Origin of the sequence: Phyllobacterium chamaecytisi, from assembly GCF_020164455.1 — a bacterium.
Classification (GTDB): domain Bacteria; phylum Pseudomonadota; class Alphaproteobacteria; order Rhizobiales; family Rhizobiaceae; genus Phyllobacterium; species Phyllobacterium chamaecytisi.
In genome coordinates, this window is record NZ_JAIQWW010000001.1 from 96,324 (window position 1) to 114,345 (window position 18,022).

An 18,022-nucleotide genomic window follows, 5' to 3' on the forward strand; every position below is an offset into this window, starting at 1 on the left:
TTGGAAAATCCAAGAGAGGGTAGTTCAGTGAGGCAAACCCCCTCTCTGGCGATTTCTAGCACTTAGCAAGGGCTAAGATGCTGAAATCGCTTTCTCCCCCACAAGGGGGGAGATAATCGGCGCTCTCGATCAACTACTTCTAAAGGCAAGAAAACAGGTACATGCTCTACAATATCCGCCTTCATCTTCACTACGATTACGAGCGGTCTGCTGCGGGTGGGCGGCACCACGTCCGGGTCATGCCGCAGGCGATGCCCGGCATTCAACGCATTGTCGCTTCCAGCCTTTCGTTCGATCCGGTTTCGGCGGAGCGCTCCGAATTTACGGACTTTTTCTCCACCAGCGTGACCTCGATCGTCTATCGCAATCCGCACGAGACGCTGGATGTGACGATGATGGCACGGGTGAATGTGACGCGGCCGCAGAATATGCTCGATGTTTCGCCCGATCTTGCCGGACTTCGGAAGGAGATACGCAGCGTCTGGTCGATTGCCGCCGATGCGCCGCACCATTTCCTGGCCACGAGCGCTCATGCAGCGATCGACCCGGATATCACGGCCTACGCCGCGCAAAGCCTTGTCGATGCGCGGACGGTGATGGAAGTGGTCAATGATCTCAACAAGCGCATCCATGCGGACTTCACCTATGACGGTGACGCGACAGACGTGCGCACGACCGCGCGCCAGGCATTCGATCTGAAGGCGGGTGTGTGCCAGGATTTCAGCCACGTGATGATTGCAGGGCTGCGCGGACTGGGCATTCCGGCCGGTTACGTCAGCGGTTTTCTGCGAACAATCCCGCGGCCGGGCAAGGAGCGGCTGGAGGGTGCTGACGCGATGCACGCGTGGGTGCGCGCATGGTGCGGACGGGAAGCCGGATGGCAGGAATTGGATCCGACCAACAATATGGTTGCGGGGAACGATCACATTACCATTGGCTATGGCCGCGACTACTCCGATGTGTCACCCATTGTGGGCGTGCTCAAGACAAGCGGCTCGCAAAAGGGGAAGCAGTCTGTCGATGTGATCCCGCTGGAGTGAAATTGAGCGCAATGCTGCTGTGCGTGGTTCGACAAGCTCACCATGAGGAAGGTGGGCTGGTTTGCAAGCCAACCGGTGACGTTGCAGTGTAGATCTCCCTGCCATACGCAGCATCCCTTATGGTGAGCTTGTCGAACCACGCACAATGAATTTGCTGACCGGATAGGATGATTGAAACGGTTTTTCTTGGTTTCTGGAAATCCCGAGAATATGGTCTGCACCATGCTTCCCATTCCGGCCCTGATGCTGACCACTGGTCCCGTTCCTGCCTATCCTGAAGTCCTTGCGGCGCTGGGATCGCCGGTGCTCTATGACTATCACCCGGCATTTCAAATCTTCTATGCGGACGTCACCGAAAAGCTGCGACAGGCGCTTCGCTGCGATACTGCGCCGGTGATCATGCAGGGTGAGGCTATTCTAGGTATCGAGGCGGCGGCAGGCGCGTTGATTTCGAAAAGCGATGTCGTCCTTAATCTTGTTTCCGGCGCTTACGGCAAAGGTTTTGCCATCTGGGCATCACGCTATGGCAAGGAAGTCATCGAACTCGCTGTACCCTATGATGATGTCATCGATCCGCAGGCTATTCGCGAGGCATTGAGAAAGCGGCCCGATATCTCGGTTGTGGCGGTATGCCACCACGATACGCCGTCCGGCACGCTCAATCCTTTGAACGAAATCGGGGCGGTGGTCGCCGAGCATGGCGCCTGCCTCATTGTCGATGCCGTGTCATCCTTCGGCGGCATGAACGTGCATCCACAGGATGCGCATGCCGATATCTTCATCACGTCGCCGTCGAAATGTCTTGGCAGCACGCCGGGATTGAGCCTGATTGCGTTGAGCGCGCGCGCCTGGCAAAAGATCGAAACCAATCCGGACGCGCCAATGGGCTCATTCCTCAGTCTCCTTGTCTGGAAGGATGCATCGGAGCCCGGAAAGCCTTTTCCGGTTACGCCGTCCATTGCCGAGATTTATGCGCTGAACGCCGCGCTCGACCGCCATGTGGAGGAGGGCCCCGAAAACGTGTGGGCCCGCCATGCGCTGACCGCGGCGATCACGCGAAAGGGCCTGTTCGAGCTTGGGCTGCCCTTGTGGCCAAAGGACGAAGCTTTCTGTTCTCCGACGGCGACCGTTTTCAAGGTGCCGGAAAACATCAGCGACGTGGCGCTGCGCGATCGCCTGTTGCACGACCATGGCATTCTTGTCTCGCTCGGGCGCGGGGAGACAGCGGGCAAGGTGCTCCGTGTTGGCCATATGGGCGCTTCGGCACAGCCTGACTTCGCCCGACAATTCATTGCCGCCTTGAGCGGGATTCTATCCGAACCATTTTTTGCTGATTGAGAGGATTGCAACAATGTCCCGTATCCTGTTGAACAGGCGCAGTTTTCTCGCGACGACCGCGAGCGTCGGAGCGATGATGGTTTTGCCCAAATGGGCTCGTGCGCAGACTGCTACACCTGTCAAAGGCGGGCGTCTCGTCGTTGCCGGGGATAGCGAACCGGCAAACCTCAATCCCGCCATCGTCGCTTCAAATGGTGTGTTCTTCGTCGCCAGCAAGGTCATCGAGCCGCTGGCCGAACAATCCTACGAAGGACAGGATGGGCTTGCCCCGCGTCTCGCTGTTTCTTGGGAAGGATCGGCCGACGGACGTACCGCGACCTTCAAGCTGCGCGAAGGCGTTACCTGGCACGATGGCAAGCCATTCACCTCGGCGGATGTGGCGTTTTCCGCGCTGGAAGTCTGGAAGAAGTTGCAAAATCTGGGGCGGGTGGTGTTCAAGAACCTCGAAAGTGTCGAGACGCCGGACGATCACACCGTTGTCTTCAAATTTTCCCAACCGACGCCATTCCAGCTAGTCCGCAACGCCCTGCCTGTGGTCACATCAGTCGTGCCGAAGCACCTTTATGAGGGCACGGATATTGCCAAGAATCCTGCCAATCAAAAACTGGTCGGCACCGGGCCATTCAAGTTCGGCGAATACAAACCTGGTGAATATTACCTGCTGAAGCGCAATGACGCCTATTGGCGACAAGACGAGCCGCTCCTCGACGAGATTGTCTATCAGTTCTTGCCGGACCGCGCGGCGGCAGGCAATGCGCTCGAAGCCGAGGAGATCCAGCTGGCTGCATTCTCCGCTGTTCCGCTCGCGGACCTCGAACGCATCTCCAAGGTGCCGGGGCTGAAGGTCTACTCCAACGGTTATGAAGGACTTACCTATCAGTTGATTGTCGAAATCAACCATCGCCGCAAGGAACTCGCTGACGTCAAGGTGCGTCAGGCGCTGGCGCATGCGATCGATCATGATTTTGTCGTCAAGACGATCTTCCTTGGCTACGCGAAGTCCTCGACGGGACCGGTGCCAGCCTACGACAAGACATTCTTCGAACCCGATGTGACGAAGTACGCTTTCGATCCGGCCAAAGCGGAGGCATTGCTGGATGAGGCTGGCTACAAACGCGGTGCGGACGGCAACCGCTTCAAACTGAAGTTATTGCCGGCACCCTTCTTCAATGAAACCAAGCAGTTCGGCGATTATCTTCGGCAGGCGCTGGCCAAGATCGGCATCGATGCGCAGATCGTCAGCAACGACACCCCTGCGCATCTGAAGGCGGTCTATACGGACCATGATTTCGACATTACCGTCGCGACGCCGGTCTATCGGTCCGATCCGGCGATCTCGACGACGATCCTGTTCGAAAGCGGTCTGCCAGCGGGTGTGCCTTTCTCCAACCAGTATGGTTATGCAAACGCGGAAGTCGACAAGCTGATCAAGGATGCCGCCTCCGAGATCGATGCCGACAAGCGCGCCGGGCTTTACAAAGAGTTGCAGAAGAAGGTGGCCGAGGACCTGCCGCTGATCAATGTCGCCGAATTCTCCTTCATCACCGTGGCGCGCGACAGCGTGCAGAACGTATCGAACAATCCGCGCTGGGCGGTTTCAAACTGGTCGGATGTGTGGTTGAAGGGGTAATCCGTTCTCAGACGGGTAGATCATCCATAAACGGATTGAGAAATCGGACACCGAGTGGGCCGAAATCTTTTGTATTCGCTGTCAGTACCGTCATGTTGTTGGCCGCAGCGATGGATGCGATAGCGATGTCGGCAAAGCCCACCGCATGACCTCTGGAGCGGTCCATTATCTTCCCGGCGTGTCGCGCAGCTTCAACATCAAATGACAAAATCCGACCGGCATAGAGCCGTTCAACTGCGAATAGCCATGTGCGTAGCCTGTCTGCTTTGGCTGTGGCCTCGATTCGATCGAGGCGGGCAATACCACGTTCGATTTCGGCGATGGTCACGGCCGATGTGTAAAGCCGCGCGTCCATATGCTGCATCCACGCAATGAACCTCGACTCGGCCATGCGTTTGGTCGGGGCGTCGGCAGAAATGATGTTCGTGTCGACGAGAAACATCACAGATCGGCATTCCGCCCGGGTACCTTGTTGCGTTCGGGAATGTCACTCGGTTCGCCTGGAAAGGCCAACAGTAGGTCTGCGAAACTGGGCACTTGGGAAATTCTTTGCCACTCATCGAACGCAACCACAACAGCTTCCTTTCGTCCATGGCGCGTGATCACGGATGGCTCTCCGGCAACAGCCTGATCGACAACGGCAGACAAGGTCGCCTTCGCATCTTTCAGCTGGATTTCTTTCATGGCAATACCCTTCATATAACTATAGGTAGTCATTATATATATTTCTGTTGACAGGGACAAGTTGCGGGAACATCAAAAGCTTCATCTGACGCCGGAGTTCTCCTTGCCGCCTCTCGTTTCCTTTTTCCTGAGACGTCTCGCAACGGCGCTTCCGGTTCTCGCGGTGGTGCTGGTTGGGAGCTTCCTCCTGCTTGAGGCTGCTTCCGGCGATGCGGTGGATTCCTATGTGGCGCGATCCGGCAGCATGGATGCGGAACAGATTGCACAACTGCGCCAGGAATGGGGCCTAGACCAAGGGCCAGCTTACCGCTTCAAGGCCTACGCATCGGCGCTCGCCCAAGGCGATCTTGGCTGGTCCACCGCCTTCGAACGGCCAGTTGCCTCGGTCATATTGGAACGCTTGCCCGTCACATTGATGCTCATGGGCGTGGCCACGGCGCTGGCCTTCTTCATCGGGTCGCTGCTCGGCGTGGTCGCCGGGGCAAATCCTGGATCGTTTCGCGACCGCTTTTTGTCGACCGGTTCGCTCGCACTTTATGCGGTTCCGGGCTTCTGGCTAGGTCTGGTGCTCATCGTGATCTTTGCCGTGGATCTGCGCTGGCTGCCGATCGGCGGCATTGAATCAGTCGCGTCCGGGAAGACAGGTCTTGCACGCATGGCTGATATCGGCGCGCATCTGATCCTGCCGGTTGCCTCGCTCGCCATGGTCTACCTCGCCCTCTATCTACGCTTGATGCGCGACCGGATGAGCGAGATCTGGCGCGATCCTTTCGTCAAGGCACTGAAAGCGCGTGGATTGAGCAGGGGGCGGATCGTTTGGCGGCATGTGGCGCGCAATGCAGTCTTGCCTGTCATTACAATGCTTGGCTTGCAGGCGGCGGCGATGCTTGGGGGCAGCGTCGTGGTGGAGAGTGTGTTTGCTATTCCGGGCTTCGGCCGATTGGCGGCAGAAGCAGTGGCGCGCCGCGATACGCCGCTGTTACTCGGGGTCATCCTGTGCAGTGCCATCACCGTGATCATCGTCAATCTCCTCGTCGATCTCGCCTATGGCAAGCTTGATCCGCGCGTAAGGGTTGGGCGATGACGTTTTGGCGGATGCTCAACTGGGAGGGACGGGCAGGTGCGGCCGTGCTCGCGGTTCTCCTCCTCATGGCGTTGCTGGCGCCATGGATCGCACCGGGCGATCCGCTGGCGATTACCGGCGAGCCCATGCTGCGCCCCTTCGCATCCGGTGCGCACATACTTGGTACCGATCGCCTTGGCCGCGACGTGTTTGCCGGACTGTTGCATGGCACGCGCACGACACTGCTGGTCGCCTGCTTCTCTGCGGCTGTCGCATTGGTTATCGGCAGCGTCGTTGGCACGCTTGCCGGATATTTGGGTGGTTTTGCCGACACGGTGCTGATGCGCATCACCGAAGCTTTCCAGACTGTGCCGGCATTCCTATTGGCACTTGCAGCAATCAGCGTCACTGGCCCAAGCGTTCCGACGCTGATCTTCGCCATCAGCCTTGGAACCTGGACACAGGCAGCCCGCGTAACGCGGGCCGAGGTGCTGTCACTGCACGAGCGCGATTTTGTTGCCGCAGCGCGCACACTCGGCATGCGCCCGCTCGAAATAGCCTTTCGCGAAGTGCTTCCCAACGCCTTCGGACCAACGGCATCGCTTGCGGCCATTTCCGTCGCCGCCGCGATTCTCATCGAGGCTGCACTGTCGTTTCTCGGTTTCGGTGACCCTAACCGAGTGACGTGGGGCAGCATGATCGCCGAGGGCCGCACAGTCTTGCGGGCGGCGCCATATCTTTCAATCGTTCCGGGTATCGCTCTGGTGGTCACTGTTCTGGGCGTACATTTGCTTGGGCGAGGGCTGTCACGGACCGAAAGATTGCAGCCATGACAGAGACTTATCTGCGTGTCCGGAATCTTTGTGTGAACTATGATCGGACCGCCGCCTTGCAGGACGTGTCTCTCGATTTTGCCAAGGGGGGTAGGCTGGCGGTCATTGGCGAGAGCGGCTCGGGAAAGTCCACGCTCGCCATGGCCATTGCCGGGCTTCTGCCCAAATCGGCAAGAACAGAGGGTGCAATAGAATTTCCAGGATTCTCGCATGCGCCAAAGCTCGGCAAGGACATTGGCGTGCTGTTTCAGGACCCGAGCGGCAGTCTCGACCCGGTGATGAATATAGGCGACCAGATCGCCGAAGTGGTGATGACACATGAGGGCACAGGCTGGATATCGGCGCGCGTCAGGGCGGTGGAGCTACTTGAGCGTGTGCGCATCCCGAAAGCGCTGGCGCGGCTCAACAGCTATCCGCATGACTTCTCCGGTGGACAAAAGCAACGCATCGCGCTTGCCGCTGCCTTGGCGGGCAATCCCTCACTGTTGATCGCCGACGAGCCAACCAGTGCTCTCGACACGGTCGTCCAGAGACACATCGTCAATCTGCTCGATGAACTGGTGCGCGATAGTGGCCTGACGCTGCTGTTCGTCACGCACGATATCGCGCTGGCTTCAGAGCGGGCCGACGAGATTGCCGTGCTTTACAACGGCAGGTTGGTGGAGTTCGGTTCGGCGGCCAAGGTGCTTGGCCAGCCAGAGCATCCTTATACGAAAGCTTTGATCGGCACGCATATCGGGCTAGATACACCACGGCGCAAGCGGCTTGCCGAAATCGATGCGAGCGAGCTGCAATGACGGAAACTTCGCGTGCACTGCCGGTATTGGAGGTCAACAATCTTGCCAAGCGCTTTGGCGATCGTGGCGCGGCAGGGCTGAAGGATGTGACTTTCGAGATCGCGCAAGGTGAGACCTTGGCGATCGTTGGCGCTTCGGGTTCCGGCAAGACGACACTGGCGCGGCTGATCATGCGTCTTGCAAACCCCGAGGCGGGTTCGATCCAACTTCATGGCCGGGATATCACGCGGTTGCATGGCGAGCCCCTGCGGCGCATGCGTCCCCAGTTCCAGATGGTGTTTCAGGATGCGCTGGCTGCGTTTAATCCGCGCGCCAGTGTCCGCCGCATTCTGGAAGACCCTTTGCGGATCCATGGACTTGCCGAACCAAAGGACTTTGACGCATCCATTGATGCGATTCTCGAACGTGTTGGCCTTGGCACCGAATTCAAACAACGTTTGCCACTCGAACTTTCCGGTGGCCAGCGCCAACGAGTCGCTGTCGCCCGGGCAATGCTGACCAAGCCTGATCTCATCGTGCTCGACGAACCTGTCTCGGCACTCGACGTTTCAGTACGGGCGCAAATCCTCAACCTTCTTCTCGATCTGCAGGATGAGACGGGGGTCGCCTATCTCTTCATTTCACACGACCTTGCCGTCGTGCGGGCGTTCGCCGACCGGATGATCGTCATGGATGAGGGGCGTATCGTCGAAAACGGCACCACCGAAGGGGTGCTTGCCGCGCCACAAGCAGAAGCGACGCGGGTTTTGATCGAGGCTGTCCCCCGATTGATCAGATGAGACCGTACTGCTCCGCCTTGTTGCGCAGGAAGGGCAAGCCATTGCCCATGACTTCTGCCTCATCCTTGGCAACGGGGCGCCACACCGCCAGGCCGTAGGCAACTTCCGGCGGCATATTGATGAAGCTTTCCATGGCTAGTCCGCCCTTGAAGCCTATGGCCGCGAGCGCCGCATAAATCTCGTCCCACGGACAGTTGCCGTAACCCGGCGTTCCGCGGTCGCTCTCGGAAAGGTGGATGTATTTCAGGTGTTCGCGCGCGTCGAGAATGCCATTGGCAGCGCCCTTTTCCTCAATATTCATGTGATACGTATCGAGGTGGACGAAGATGTTGTCGGCACCAACGCGCTCGATCATCTGCACCGCCTGCCAGCCGGTATTGATCAAATGGTTTTCATAGCGGTTGACCGCCTCTACGCCAAGCTCGATGCCGAGTGTCTTGGCGCGTTTCGCCGCCGCGGTGAGCACCCGTGCGATGTTCTCATATTCGCCTTCCGTGGGCGGCACGCCTGTTCGTTCGCCGATGCCGCCGAAGATGACGCCTGACAGCGCGACAGCGCCCATTTCGGCGGTCTTATCGATGGCTACCCGCAGATGTTCGATTGCAGCATCCGGACGAACGGATGCCCAGGCGGATTCAGGCAGACCGAGCGAGCAGACGGCCGGCAGTTCGTGCTTGTCCAAAAGCGCGCGTGTATGCGCTGCATCGACGGCGGGAGCGTTGAGCAGCGCAATCTCGATGAAATCCATCTTGTATTTCACCGCTGCCGCAATGGCTTTTTCGGCACCGGCGCGGTCCCAGTTCATCGTCCACATGCTGGTGTGAACGCCAAATCCGTGAACAGACATTTTCCTATCCTTTTCTGCGATTGAAAATCATGAGCTGAGCGGCGAGCCAACGCAGGATCATGACGGCGATGAGGAGGATTCCCCAGACCGCGGTTGCCAGATGTTGGTTGGCTCCCATGAGGTTGAGCCCCGACGAAAGAAGCTGGAGCACCACCAGGGCGACGAAAACCGGGATCACGCGTCCGAACCCGCCGAACGGATTAACGCCGCCGAGGAAACAGGCGAGCACAGTAATCAAAAGGTAAGACTCCCCGTGGCCGACGCGCACGGAATTGAACCGCGCCAGCATGATGATGCCTGCGACCGCGGACATGGCGCCAGAGAGGGTATAGACCAGCACAAGCACCTTGCGGGTATTGACACCGGAATAGCGTGCTGCGTCGATATTGGAGCCGATCATGTAGGTGTTGAAGCCGAGCTTCAGCCGCGTCAACAGCACATGCCAGACGAGCACGCACACGATGAATATCAGGAGTGGTATGGGAATGCCCGCAAGGCTGCCGTGACCTATTGGCTGCAGGAAGGCAGGAAATCCCGAAATATCGCCACCACGGGTCAAGAACTCACCGAGACCACGAACAAAGATCATCATCGACAGCGAGACGAGAATGGGATGAGCGCGCGTATAGGCAATGACCAGACCCATCACGACACCTGTCGCAGCGCCCACGGCGATTGCCAGGATGCATCCAAGGACAAACGAAGCCATGCTTGCGTCCACGCCGCCATTGGCCTGAAGCACCCAGGCGACAGTGAGACCCGCGAGGTTCGCCGTGAAAGTAATTGCGAGGTTGAGGCCGCCGGTCAAAACCGGAAGCAACATTGCGAGGGTGAGCAGGCCGAGTTCAGGCAGCTGGAACGCCACCGATCCGAACGTTGCAGAGCTGAGAAATTGCGGAGACGCGAGACTGAAGAACAGCATCACGGCCACGAAGGCCAAGCCCGGCCCCGCTATCTCGGGGCCGAGAAACTCTTTGATGCGGTTGACGGCCGTATTCATCGGCGGGCTCCTCGCATGAACGGCAACAGCTTTTCGATGCTTGTGTTCGACAGCGTAATGGCGACGAGGATGATCGCGCCGACGATCATCTTGAAGGCGAATGGCGATACGCCGAGGAGGTTCAATCCATTCTGGGTGATGGCGATGAGAAGGACGCCGAGGACGCAGCCCAGAACCGATCCCTTGCCGCCGCCAAGCCTTGCGCCGCCAAGAACGACCGCTGCCAATACGTCGAGTTCCCGCCCGTAAAGGGCATTGGGCACGACCTCCTGCGCATAATGCGCCTGGATCAGACCCGCGATCCCTGCCATCATCCCGAGCCATCCGAACGCGATGAATTGCATCGCACCGATATTGATGCCGAAGCGGCGGGCGCCTTCAGGATTGTCACCGAAGGCGTATAGCTGCCGTCCGGTCGTGGTTCGGGTTATGAACAGCCATGTCGCAGCGACGCAGATCACCATGACAAGGACAGGCAAGGTTATCTCTGCCCACGTTCCATCGGCCATCTCGTGTTCGAACAACACCACCCTGTCAGTCAGCCAGTCGGGCAGATCGTAGATCGATACGCCTTGCGTGAAGAACATCAGCAGCCCGAAGTAGATGTTGAAGGTGGCGATGGTGGCGACGATGGAAATGATGCGGAAACGGTGAATCAGGAAGGCGTTGAATGCCCCGAGCAATATGCCGAGGCTGCCGGCGATGAGGAGCCCGCTGATCCAGCCGCCACCACCGATGTAGCCAAGGATCAGGGCCGTAACATATTGCACGACGGACGCGGCAACCGCGAAGGAAATGTCGATGCCGCCCGCAATCAGAACGACCAGAAGCCCGACGGCGAAGATGATGTTGACGGAACTCGTGTTCAGCAGATCGAATGCATTGCCCAGGGAAAAGAAGCTATCCGTGGTCAGCGAAAGAACAACACAGATGGCCGCTATGACGGCGAGGAGCGCGAATTCGGTCGCGTGGGATTGAACGAGCTTACGCATAGACGGCGGCCTCGATCTCCTGGAGGCTGCACGACTGCGGATCAAACCATCCTGCAATCTGGCCTTGCGCCATGTGCAGGACCCGGTCCGCGTTGAAATAGACTTCAGGAACCTCATCCGAGATCAGGATGATGGCAAGACCACTCTCGGCGAGCTTCGCCACGATTTCGAAGATTCCGGCGCGCGCGCCCACATCGACGCCGACGGTCGGCGCATCGAGGATGAGGAGCTTCGGGTCAGTGGCGAGCCATTTGGCGATCGCAATGCGCTGCTGATTGCCACCGGACAAGGTCGAGACCGCATCGCTCTGTCTGCCGATCTTCACGCCGAGATCGGCAATCCACCGCGCAACCAGCTGGCGTTTTCGGTCGTCGGACAAGAGCCCGCCCGATTTGATGCTATCAAGCGAGGCTATCACCAGATTGTCAGCGATTGACTGCGGCTGAATAAGTCCAAGCGACAGGCGGTCTTCGGAGAGATAGGCGATGCCTGCCTTGATCGCGTCGCGGTTCGACGAAAAGCGTACCGGTTTTCCATGCAGCGAAACGGACCCGGACCGGGGCTTCAGCATGCCGAAGAGCGCGAGCGCAAGTTCCGTGCGTCCTGCGCCGAGCAGGCCGGTTATGCCGAGCGTTTCACCGCTGCGTACGTTGAACGAAATATCGTGAAATTGACCCGGGCGCGAAAGCCTCTTGACCTCGAGAACGATCGGATTATCGCGAACTGACTTTGCCCGCACCTGCTGATCGAAATTCTTGCCGGTCATCAGCTCGGTAACGCGTGATTGCGTCATTCCTTCCACGGGGTAAACGCCGACCAGGGCGCCATCACGCAGCACAGTGAGACGGTTGGAGATTTCCAGCACTTCAGCCAGACGGTGACTGACGAACACGACTGCGACACCGGAAGCTGACAACGAGCGCACGATCTCGATCAAATGGTCGGTTTCGGACTGCGTGAGGGAAGCTGTCGGTTCATCCATGAAGACGAGCTTCGCTTCGCCGACAAGCGCGCGGGCAATAGCCACGATCTGGCGCTGCGCAATCGAATAGTCCTTGAGCGGTGCATCGACATCCAGTGCGACGCCGAGGCGCTTGAGCGCTTTGACCGCGATATCATGCATAGTGCGATAGTTGACGAACCGCGGCCAGCGGCCGATCACGGTCTGGAAAGCGATGTTCTCCGCAACGGTCATTTCAGGAAACAAGGCAAGATCCTGCCAGATCACCTGAATTCCGCTGGCTTGGGCAGTAACGGGAGACATATGCGAATAGGTTTGCCCGTCATATTCGATGACGGCGCCGTCCTCCGGACGATAGACTCCGGTTATGATCTTGATGAGCGTACTCTTGCCGGACCCGTTTTCGCCGGCAAGACAATGGACCTCGCCAGGCAGCACTTCGAAGCTCACGTTCTTGAGCGCCTTGATGCCGCCGAAGGTCATATTGATATTGTGCAACGACAAGAGGGGCTTCGCGCCCGTGCCCGGAATGTCTGCCATTATAAGTGCCTGTCAAAATCGGAGACTTGACGCTGCCGGCGTAGTGACACCGGCAGCAGAAGAACCAGGGCCGATCAAAGACCCATCTTGGCCAGATCGGCCACGGTTTCCTTGTTGATCGGCACAAGCTGGTCGACGATGATGTTGTGGTTCTCGACGTCAGGGTGGATTACACCGAGACCTTCGATATCGTCACCATCTTTCAGTTTTTCACCCTTCATCAGCTTGTCAGCAAGCGTGACAAAGACTTCGCCGGCCTGCTTCGGATTCCACATGAAGCCGCCGGAAATAGCACCGGATTTGATCAGCTTCTGTCCCTGGCCCGGCGAGAACGGTCCAAGCACGAAGATTTCACCGGTCTTGCGCCGTTCTTCGATAGCCCGACCCGCACCGATCGGTCCCTGGCTGCCGAACGCCAGGAAGCCCTTGAGGTCGGGATGCGCTGAAATGAGATCGAGCGCCGTCGAGCGGCTCTTGTCCACGTCCTCGGCAACGCCATAGCGTTCGCCAACGAGCTTCATGTCTGGATAGTTCTTCTTGATATATTCATTGGCGGCATCGGCCCACGCGTTGTGCAGCGGAACGGTCAGAGATCCAACGAAAACGGCATATTCGCCCTTGCCGCCCATCTTTTCCGCGAGAAGCTTGGCGTGCGCTTCACCGAAGCCGGTCGCAGAGGCGAGTTCGAAATCCCAATCAGCGCCTTTTTGGCTCGGCGATTCGTGGGTGATGACGATGATGCCCTTTTCCTTGGCTTTGCTGAGCACCGGTTCAAGAACCTTCGCATCGTTCGGTACAACGCCGATGACCTTCACGCCTTGCGCAATCAGATCTTCGATGGCGCGAACCTGGAGTGCTGGATCGGCACTTGTCGGCCCAACCATGAAGGCGTCGACGCCGAGCTTTTTGCCCTGTTCCTTGATGCCTGCATCCATGGCGTTGAACCATGGAATACCGCCGATCTTGACGACGATACCAACCTTGCCGCTGTCGGCTGCGAGAGCCGTGAAGGCGCCCGCCAAAGACAGCGATGCCGCAACGGCGGCGATTACAAATCTTTTCATTGTTTCCTCCTCCATGTGCTCCCCACGGGAGCTTAACATCCAATCGGGCGGCGGTCATTGGCAGAACCGGAATGGTCCTGGAAAACCCGCGCTCGATCACCGCCTCCTCACGCTGCGATGTCTGCACCACCGATGTTGCATTTTTGCACAATCGATGGTGCAATGAATATCATTTAGTTTGCCACTTTCGTCAAGCGATGTTTGGCGGTAGAGCAGCCGGAGGAGAAATCATGGAACATCAGCCGAAGAAAAAGGCGACCATCTACGACCTTTCGGTGCTTTCCGGAAGCTCGCCGTCTACTGTCAGCGCGGTTCTCAATGGCACCTGGCGCAAGCGCCGGATCAAGGAAAGTACGGCTGAGCTGATACGCGATCTGGCCGATCGGCATCAGTACACCGCGAACCTGCAAGCGCGGGGACTGCGCAGTTCAAGGTCTGGCCTTGTCGGCCTTCTGCTGCCTGTTCACGACAACCGTTATTTTTCATCAATGGCACAGTCGTTCGAAGCACACGTTCGCAGTCGGGGGCAGTGTCCCATCGTCGTCAGTGCCTGCCGTGATCCGGAGGAGGAAAGGCGAACAGTGGAAACGCTGATTTCCTATTCCGTCGACGAGCTGATCGTGGCCGGCGCCACCGATCCCGACGGTGTACATGCCGTCTGCATCGGGTCCGGCCTCAAGCACGTCAATATCGATCTGCCAGGCAGCAAGGCGCCCTCCGTGATCAGCGATAATTATCAGGGTGCACGCATGCTGACGGAGGCGATAATTCGCCATTTCAGCGATGATCTGAAGCTTGGCCCCGACGAACTTTATCTATTTGGCGGCCGCGACGATCACGCGAGCCGGGAACGTATTCGCGGATTTCGTGCCATCAAGCGCGAGCTGATGCAGGGCGATTCAGACAAGTGCATAGAACCGACCGGCTACTCCCCCAACATGGCACAGATTGCTTTCGAGCGTTTCTACGAGCGGGAAGGCAAGCTGCCGCGAGGATTGTTCATCAATTCGTCCATCAATTTCGAAGGCCTTCTGCGTTTCATGGCCCAGCACCCGAATGAAGCGTTCCTCGACATCGTCGTTGGCTGCTATGATTATGATCCGTTCGGGTCGTTCCTGCCGTTTCCGGTTATCATGATCCGTCAGGATATCGAAGGGATGATCACGAAGGCGTTCGAGATCATGGCGGAGAACCGCCCGTCAGTGCAGACTTACCTCATTCAGCCGGAACTTGTACCGCCGCGCACCGCACTCAAGGGACCTCTCGACGCCATCAAGGATATAGCGTAGGCGGGCGGCTACGACCGTGTGAACGAATAACGCCCCACCGAAGCAGGGCGTCAAAGTCTTGATGAAGAGTGTTTAGGCAGCTCGGATTAGCGTCGCTGAGAAAATAACCCCCGTTATCGGGAACTACCTGCAACGGGCTGTATAGATATGACCGCGACTGTTACGATATTGACAGTTGCCGTTTCGCAGATTTCGAACCAACAGTCCGCCAAGAGCGCCGGCCCCGGCGCCAATCAAAGCCCCTCTGCCGCCACCAGCGATTCCGCCGATTGCCGCGCCTGCCACCGTGCCTATACTGAGATCTTTTTCTGTCGTCGTGCAGGCCGAAAGCATAAACAATGCCGCCACAGCAGCAATTAATGTTCGCATGTCAACAATCCCCCTTTGCGATTCCACAATTTTGCTTGGCCCCCACGCTGGAATAGCGAAGCCGTAAATATCTTACGTCGCAAAAACCAGGTTAGGCAATAGTGCTGAAATCCGCGGCGCAATGGGGCGAGCGGCGTTCAGCTGAGACGTTTGAACGTTAGCGTAGTACGAGCGGTGAAAGGGTTGACGATCCAGCCAATGGCGCGCCCCACGCAGGCGGAAATGAACAATCGTTGCTGTGGGATGAAAGTGGGTAGCCAGCTACCCGATTTCACTGGTCGGAGTGAGAGGATTCGAACCTCCGACCCCGTCGTCCCGAACGACGTGCGCTACCAGGCTGCGCTACACTCCGTGACCAGTACGCGGGGTATATAACGTCCGGTTTCAGCGCCTGCAAGTTGTTTCCTGCGCCCGTTTTTAATTATGGCGGCAGGAACTACGGGTGACATGCGAAACAGCCGATTTATGCACTGTGATCGGGGCGGAAAGTCTAGTATCCATTCGAAAAGCATAGTTTTGAGGCACTTGAGCAGCGGGAATGCGATCGATGGCGGCGAAAAAGCAAAAGATCATCAGCTTTGTCATGAGTGGCGGTGTTGGTTCCCGACTCTGGCCGCTATCGCGAGAGGATTTCCCCAAGCAATTCCACAATATTTCCGGGCAGGGCTCGATGCTGCTGCGCACCGTCAAGCGTATGGGCGCCCGGATCGAAGGGAGTGCCGTGCCGGTTTATCTGCTGGCGTCGGAGCGTCATTCGGATCACATCAACCAGGATCTGGCAGGGGTCGACCTCGGCGGCGGCAGGCCTATCCTCGAACCGATGGGCCGCAATACCGCGTCTGCAGTTGCATTGGCAACGGAGATAACGTTGCGCGAGCATGGCGATGAACTCGTGCTCGTGGTTCCGTCCGATCATGAGATAACCACCGATCGGGATTTCTGGAACACCATCGAATCCGGCATCAGTGCCGCTAACGAAGGCCGGATCGTTGTCTTCGGTATCCAGCCGGATCGCGCAGAAACCGGATACGGCTATATCGAGACCAGCCTGCAGACTGGAGATATCCGCGACGTCGTGCGTTTTGTCGAGAAGCCAAACGAACAGACTGCGAAACAATATCTGGAATCCGGGAATTTCCTCTGGAATGCAGGCATTTTCTTTTTTCGGGCGAGTGTCATGCGCGACGTCTTCAAGTCGCATGCCGCTGAAATCTGGGATGGTGCGATTGCCGCGCTCGACAAGGCGGATACGAACATATCCGGCACGTATCTGCCGCATGACCTTTACGCCGCTGTGCCATCCATTTCGGTTGATTATGCCATCATGGAGCGGGCCTCGGACATTGCACTCGTTCCGGCAAAATTCCGCTGGAATGATCTTGGTTCCTGGCAATCCCTTTTGGAAGTCGGTTCCGTCGATGGCAACGGCAATGTGATCGTTGGTGATGTGGTGGCGATCGATTGCGAGCATAGCTATCTGCGGAGTGACGGCCGTCTGCTTTCCGCAGTCGGGCTGCGCGATACGGCTGTGGTCGCCACGGCGGATGCCACTTTCGTTGCGCCGGTGAGCGAGAGTCAGAATGTTCGCAAGATTGTCGAACAACTGGAGAAAACCGGGCGGCTGGAGACCAAATTCACGCCCGCACAAGACCGGCTCCCGCATGTCGGAGCCTACGGTAACAGGGTTCGTCACTGGCTCTTCGATGAAACACTGCCGCTATGGTCCACAGTGGGTGTCGATGACAGACACGGTGGTTTCCACGAGGCCCTTTCCTTCGATGCGATTCCCATCAAGAAGACCAAGCGCATGCGCACGATGGCCCGGCAGATCTACGCATTTGCCGTTGCGCATGAGATGGGCTGGGATGGACCAGCCAACGCGCTGATCGACCACGGAATCAGCTACATCAAAAAGGGCCGCACTGACCGTGGCGGCTGGACCAAGACATTCAACGAGGATGGCAGTGTTTTGGATCCTACCGAGGATGCCTATGATCAGTCATGTGTATTGCTAGCGTTGGCCCACGCACACAAGGCGGGCCACAAGGAGGCATTGGCGCTCGGTACTGAAACCTTTGTGTTTATCGACGATTATCTGGCCGACGCCCGCCTGACGGGTTTCCTCGAGACACCGGGCGACACGGGCCTGCGGCGGGCCAACCCGCATATGCATCTGCTTGAAGCTTTTCTCGCCTGGCATGAAGCGACCGGCAATCGCGACTATCTTCAAAGGGCCGCGCGAATCGTTGATCTCTTCCGGCACCACATGTTCGATGCCGAGACCTGGACGCTGGGCGAATATTTCAGCAATGATTGGTCCCGCGCACCCGGCGAACAGGGGGAATGGACGGAACCTGGCCATCATTTCGAATGGGCTTCGCTCCTGTCCGACTTTGCCCGCGTTACGGGTCAGAAAGATGTCATGCGCTATGGACGCAAACTCTATGCGTCGGCGATCGCGAACGGCCTCAACCGCTCGACAGAACTTGCCTACAATGCTGTGTCGCGTCACGGTTTGCCGCTGGACACCAATTCACGCAGCTGGCCGCAGACCGAAGCCGTCAAGGCCGCCATTGCGCTTGATGGCAATGGGGGACCGGACCTGAAGCCTGAGGTAGAAGCCCGGGTAGGCCGTCTCTTTCGCTGGCACATAGAACCCGCACCAAAGGGGCTGTGGATCGACCTCATCGATGAAACGGGAAAGGCCAAAGCCGAGGATGTCCCGGCCTCGATCTTCTATCATCTGGTGTGCGCGCTGACGCAGTATGTGGCTTACGTCGGCAAGAAGGCTTAGTC

At 58.0% G+C, this 18,022-nt stretch carries 17 protein-coding genes and 1 tRNA gene; 9 read left to right on the forward strand and 9 right to left on the reverse strand.

The window, feature by feature from the left end:
• The first annotated feature begins 161 nt into the window (after window positions 1–161).
• From LB462_RS00410 to LB462_RS00420, 3 genes are all read left to right on the forward strand, one after another.
• A complete protein-coding gene (locus tag LB462_RS00410) occupies window positions 162–1,040 on the forward strand; it encodes a transglutaminase family protein (RefSeq protein ID WP_224505467.1) in 879 nt (292 codons plus the stop codon).
• Between the two features lie 171 nt (window positions 1,041–1,211).
• Window positions 1,212–2,378 carry a pyridoxamine--pyruvate transaminase gene (gene ppaT / locus LB462_RS00415; protein WP_224505468.1) on the forward strand — a complete coding sequence of 389 codons (1,167 nt, stop codon included), beginning with the start codon at window positions 1,212–1,214 and terminating at the stop codon, window positions 2,376–2,378.
• 13 nt (window positions 2,379–2,391) lie between these two features.
• Window positions 2,392–4,008, forward strand: coding sequence for an ABC transporter substrate-binding protein (locus LB462_RS00420; RefSeq protein ID WP_224505469.1), 1,617 nt, complete (start codon window positions 2,392–2,394; stop codon window positions 4,006–4,008).
• A gap of 7 nt (window positions 4,009–4,015) precedes the next feature.
• On the opposite strand, the gene LB462_RS00425 is transcribed toward LB462_RS00420, so the two are convergent.
• Together LB462_RS00425 and LB462_RS00430 are read right to left on the reverse strand one after the other, a co-directional pair.
• A complete protein-coding gene (locus tag LB462_RS00425) occupies window positions 4,016–4,450 on the reverse strand; it encodes a PIN domain-containing protein (RefSeq protein WP_224506010.1) in 435 nt (144 codons plus the stop codon).
• Complete coding sequence (locus tag LB462_RS00430; RefSeq protein WP_224506011.1) at window positions 4,450–4,692, reverse strand: type II toxin-antitoxin system Phd/YefM family antitoxin; 243 nt, start codon at window positions 4,690–4,692, stop codon at window positions 4,450–4,452. The genes LB462_RS00425 and LB462_RS00430 overlap by 1 nt, the downstream gene beginning before the upstream one ends.
• Window positions 4,693–4,795: 103 nt before the next feature.
• On the opposite strand from LB462_RS00430, the gene LB462_RS00435 reads away from it, so the two are divergent.
• From LB462_RS00435 to LB462_RS00450, 4 genes are read left to right on the forward strand one after another with little or no spacing between them, the layout of a single operon-like run.
• Window positions 4,796–5,776, forward strand: a complete 981-nt coding sequence (locus LB462_RS00435) for an ABC transporter permease (RefSeq protein ID WP_224505470.1) — start codon at window positions 4,796–4,798, stop codon at window positions 5,774–5,776.
• A complete protein-coding gene (locus LB462_RS00440) occupies window positions 5,773–6,588 on the forward strand; it encodes an ABC transporter permease (protein WP_224505471.1) in 816 nt (271 codons plus the stop codon). Before LB462_RS00435 ends, LB462_RS00440 begins: the two co-directional genes overlap by 4 nt.
• The gene (locus LB462_RS00445) at window positions 6,585–7,385 is read left to right on the forward strand and encodes an ABC transporter ATP-binding protein (protein WP_224505472.1); all 801 of its coding nucleotides are present in this window, start codon (window positions 6,585–6,587) and stop codon (window positions 7,383–7,385) included. Before LB462_RS00440 ends, LB462_RS00445 begins: the two co-directional genes overlap by 4 nt.
• On the forward strand, window positions 7,382–8,164 hold the full coding sequence (locus tag LB462_RS00450; protein WP_224505473.1) for an ABC transporter ATP-binding protein: 783 nt from the start codon (window positions 7,382–7,384) through the stop codon (window positions 8,162–8,164). Before LB462_RS00445 ends, LB462_RS00450 begins: the two co-directional genes overlap by 4 nt.
• On the opposite strand, the gene LB462_RS00455 is transcribed toward LB462_RS00450, so the two are convergent.
• From LB462_RS00455 to LB462_RS00475, 5 genes are all read right to left on the reverse strand, one after another.
• Window positions 8,157–9,011 carry a sugar phosphate isomerase/epimerase family protein gene (locus LB462_RS00455; protein WP_224505474.1) on the reverse strand — a complete coding sequence of 285 codons (855 nt, stop codon included), beginning with the start codon at window positions 9,009–9,011 and terminating at the stop codon, window positions 8,157–8,159. The two genes, LB462_RS00450 and LB462_RS00455, sit on opposite strands and share 8 nt — an antisense overlap.
• 4 nt (window positions 9,012–9,015) lie before the next feature.
• Window positions 9,016–10,011 (reverse strand): ABC transporter permease, encoded by a 996-nt coding sequence (locus LB462_RS00460; RefSeq protein WP_224505475.1) that lies wholly within the window; start codon window positions 10,009–10,011, stop codon window positions 9,016–9,018.
• Window positions 10,008–11,003, reverse strand: a complete 996-nt coding sequence (locus tag LB462_RS00465; protein ID WP_224505476.1) for an ABC transporter permease — start codon at window positions 11,001–11,003, stop codon at window positions 10,008–10,010. Before LB462_RS00465 ends, LB462_RS00460 begins: the two co-directional genes overlap by 4 nt.
• Complete coding sequence (locus LB462_RS00470; protein WP_224505477.1) at window positions 10,996–12,504, reverse strand: sugar ABC transporter ATP-binding protein; 1,509 nt, start codon at window positions 12,502–12,504, stop codon at window positions 10,996–10,998. The genes LB462_RS00465 and LB462_RS00470 overlap by 8 nt, the downstream gene beginning before the upstream one ends.
• A 74-nt stretch (window positions 12,505–12,578) precedes the next feature.
• Window positions 12,579–13,568 (reverse strand): autoinducer 2 ABC transporter substrate-binding protein, encoded by a 990-nt coding sequence (locus LB462_RS00475; RefSeq protein ID WP_209997625.1) that lies wholly within the window; start codon window positions 13,566–13,568, stop codon window positions 12,579–12,581.
• 230 nt (window positions 13,569–13,798) lie between these two features.
• On the opposite strand from LB462_RS00475, the gene LB462_RS00480 reads away from it, so the two are divergent.
• Entirely contained in the window at window positions 13,799–14,857 is a 1,059-nt protein-coding gene (locus tag LB462_RS00480; RefSeq protein ID WP_224505478.1) for a LacI family DNA-binding transcriptional regulator, read from the forward strand.
• Between the two features lie 123 nt (window positions 14,858–14,980).
• On the opposite strand, the gene LB462_RS00485 is transcribed toward LB462_RS00480, so the two are convergent.
• Window positions 14,981–15,226: a YMGG-like glycine zipper-containing protein gene (locus tag LB462_RS00485; protein WP_112527454.1), complete on the reverse strand. Its 246-nt coding sequence runs from the start codon at window positions 15,224–15,226 to the stop codon at window positions 14,981–14,983.
• 275 nt (window positions 15,227–15,501) lie between these two features.
• Window positions 15,502–15,578: transfer RNA gene (locus tag LB462_RS00490), tRNA-Pro, on the reverse strand.
• A 195-nt stretch (window positions 15,579–15,773) separates the two neighbouring features.
• On the opposite strand from LB462_RS00490, the gene LB462_RS00495 reads away from it, so the two are divergent.
• Window positions 15,774–18,020: an AGE family epimerase/isomerase gene (locus LB462_RS00495; RefSeq protein ID WP_224505479.1), complete on the forward strand. Its 2,247-nt coding sequence runs from the start codon at window positions 15,774–15,776 to the stop codon at window positions 18,018–18,020.
• The last annotated feature ends 2 nt before the right edge of the window (window positions 18,021–18,022 follow it).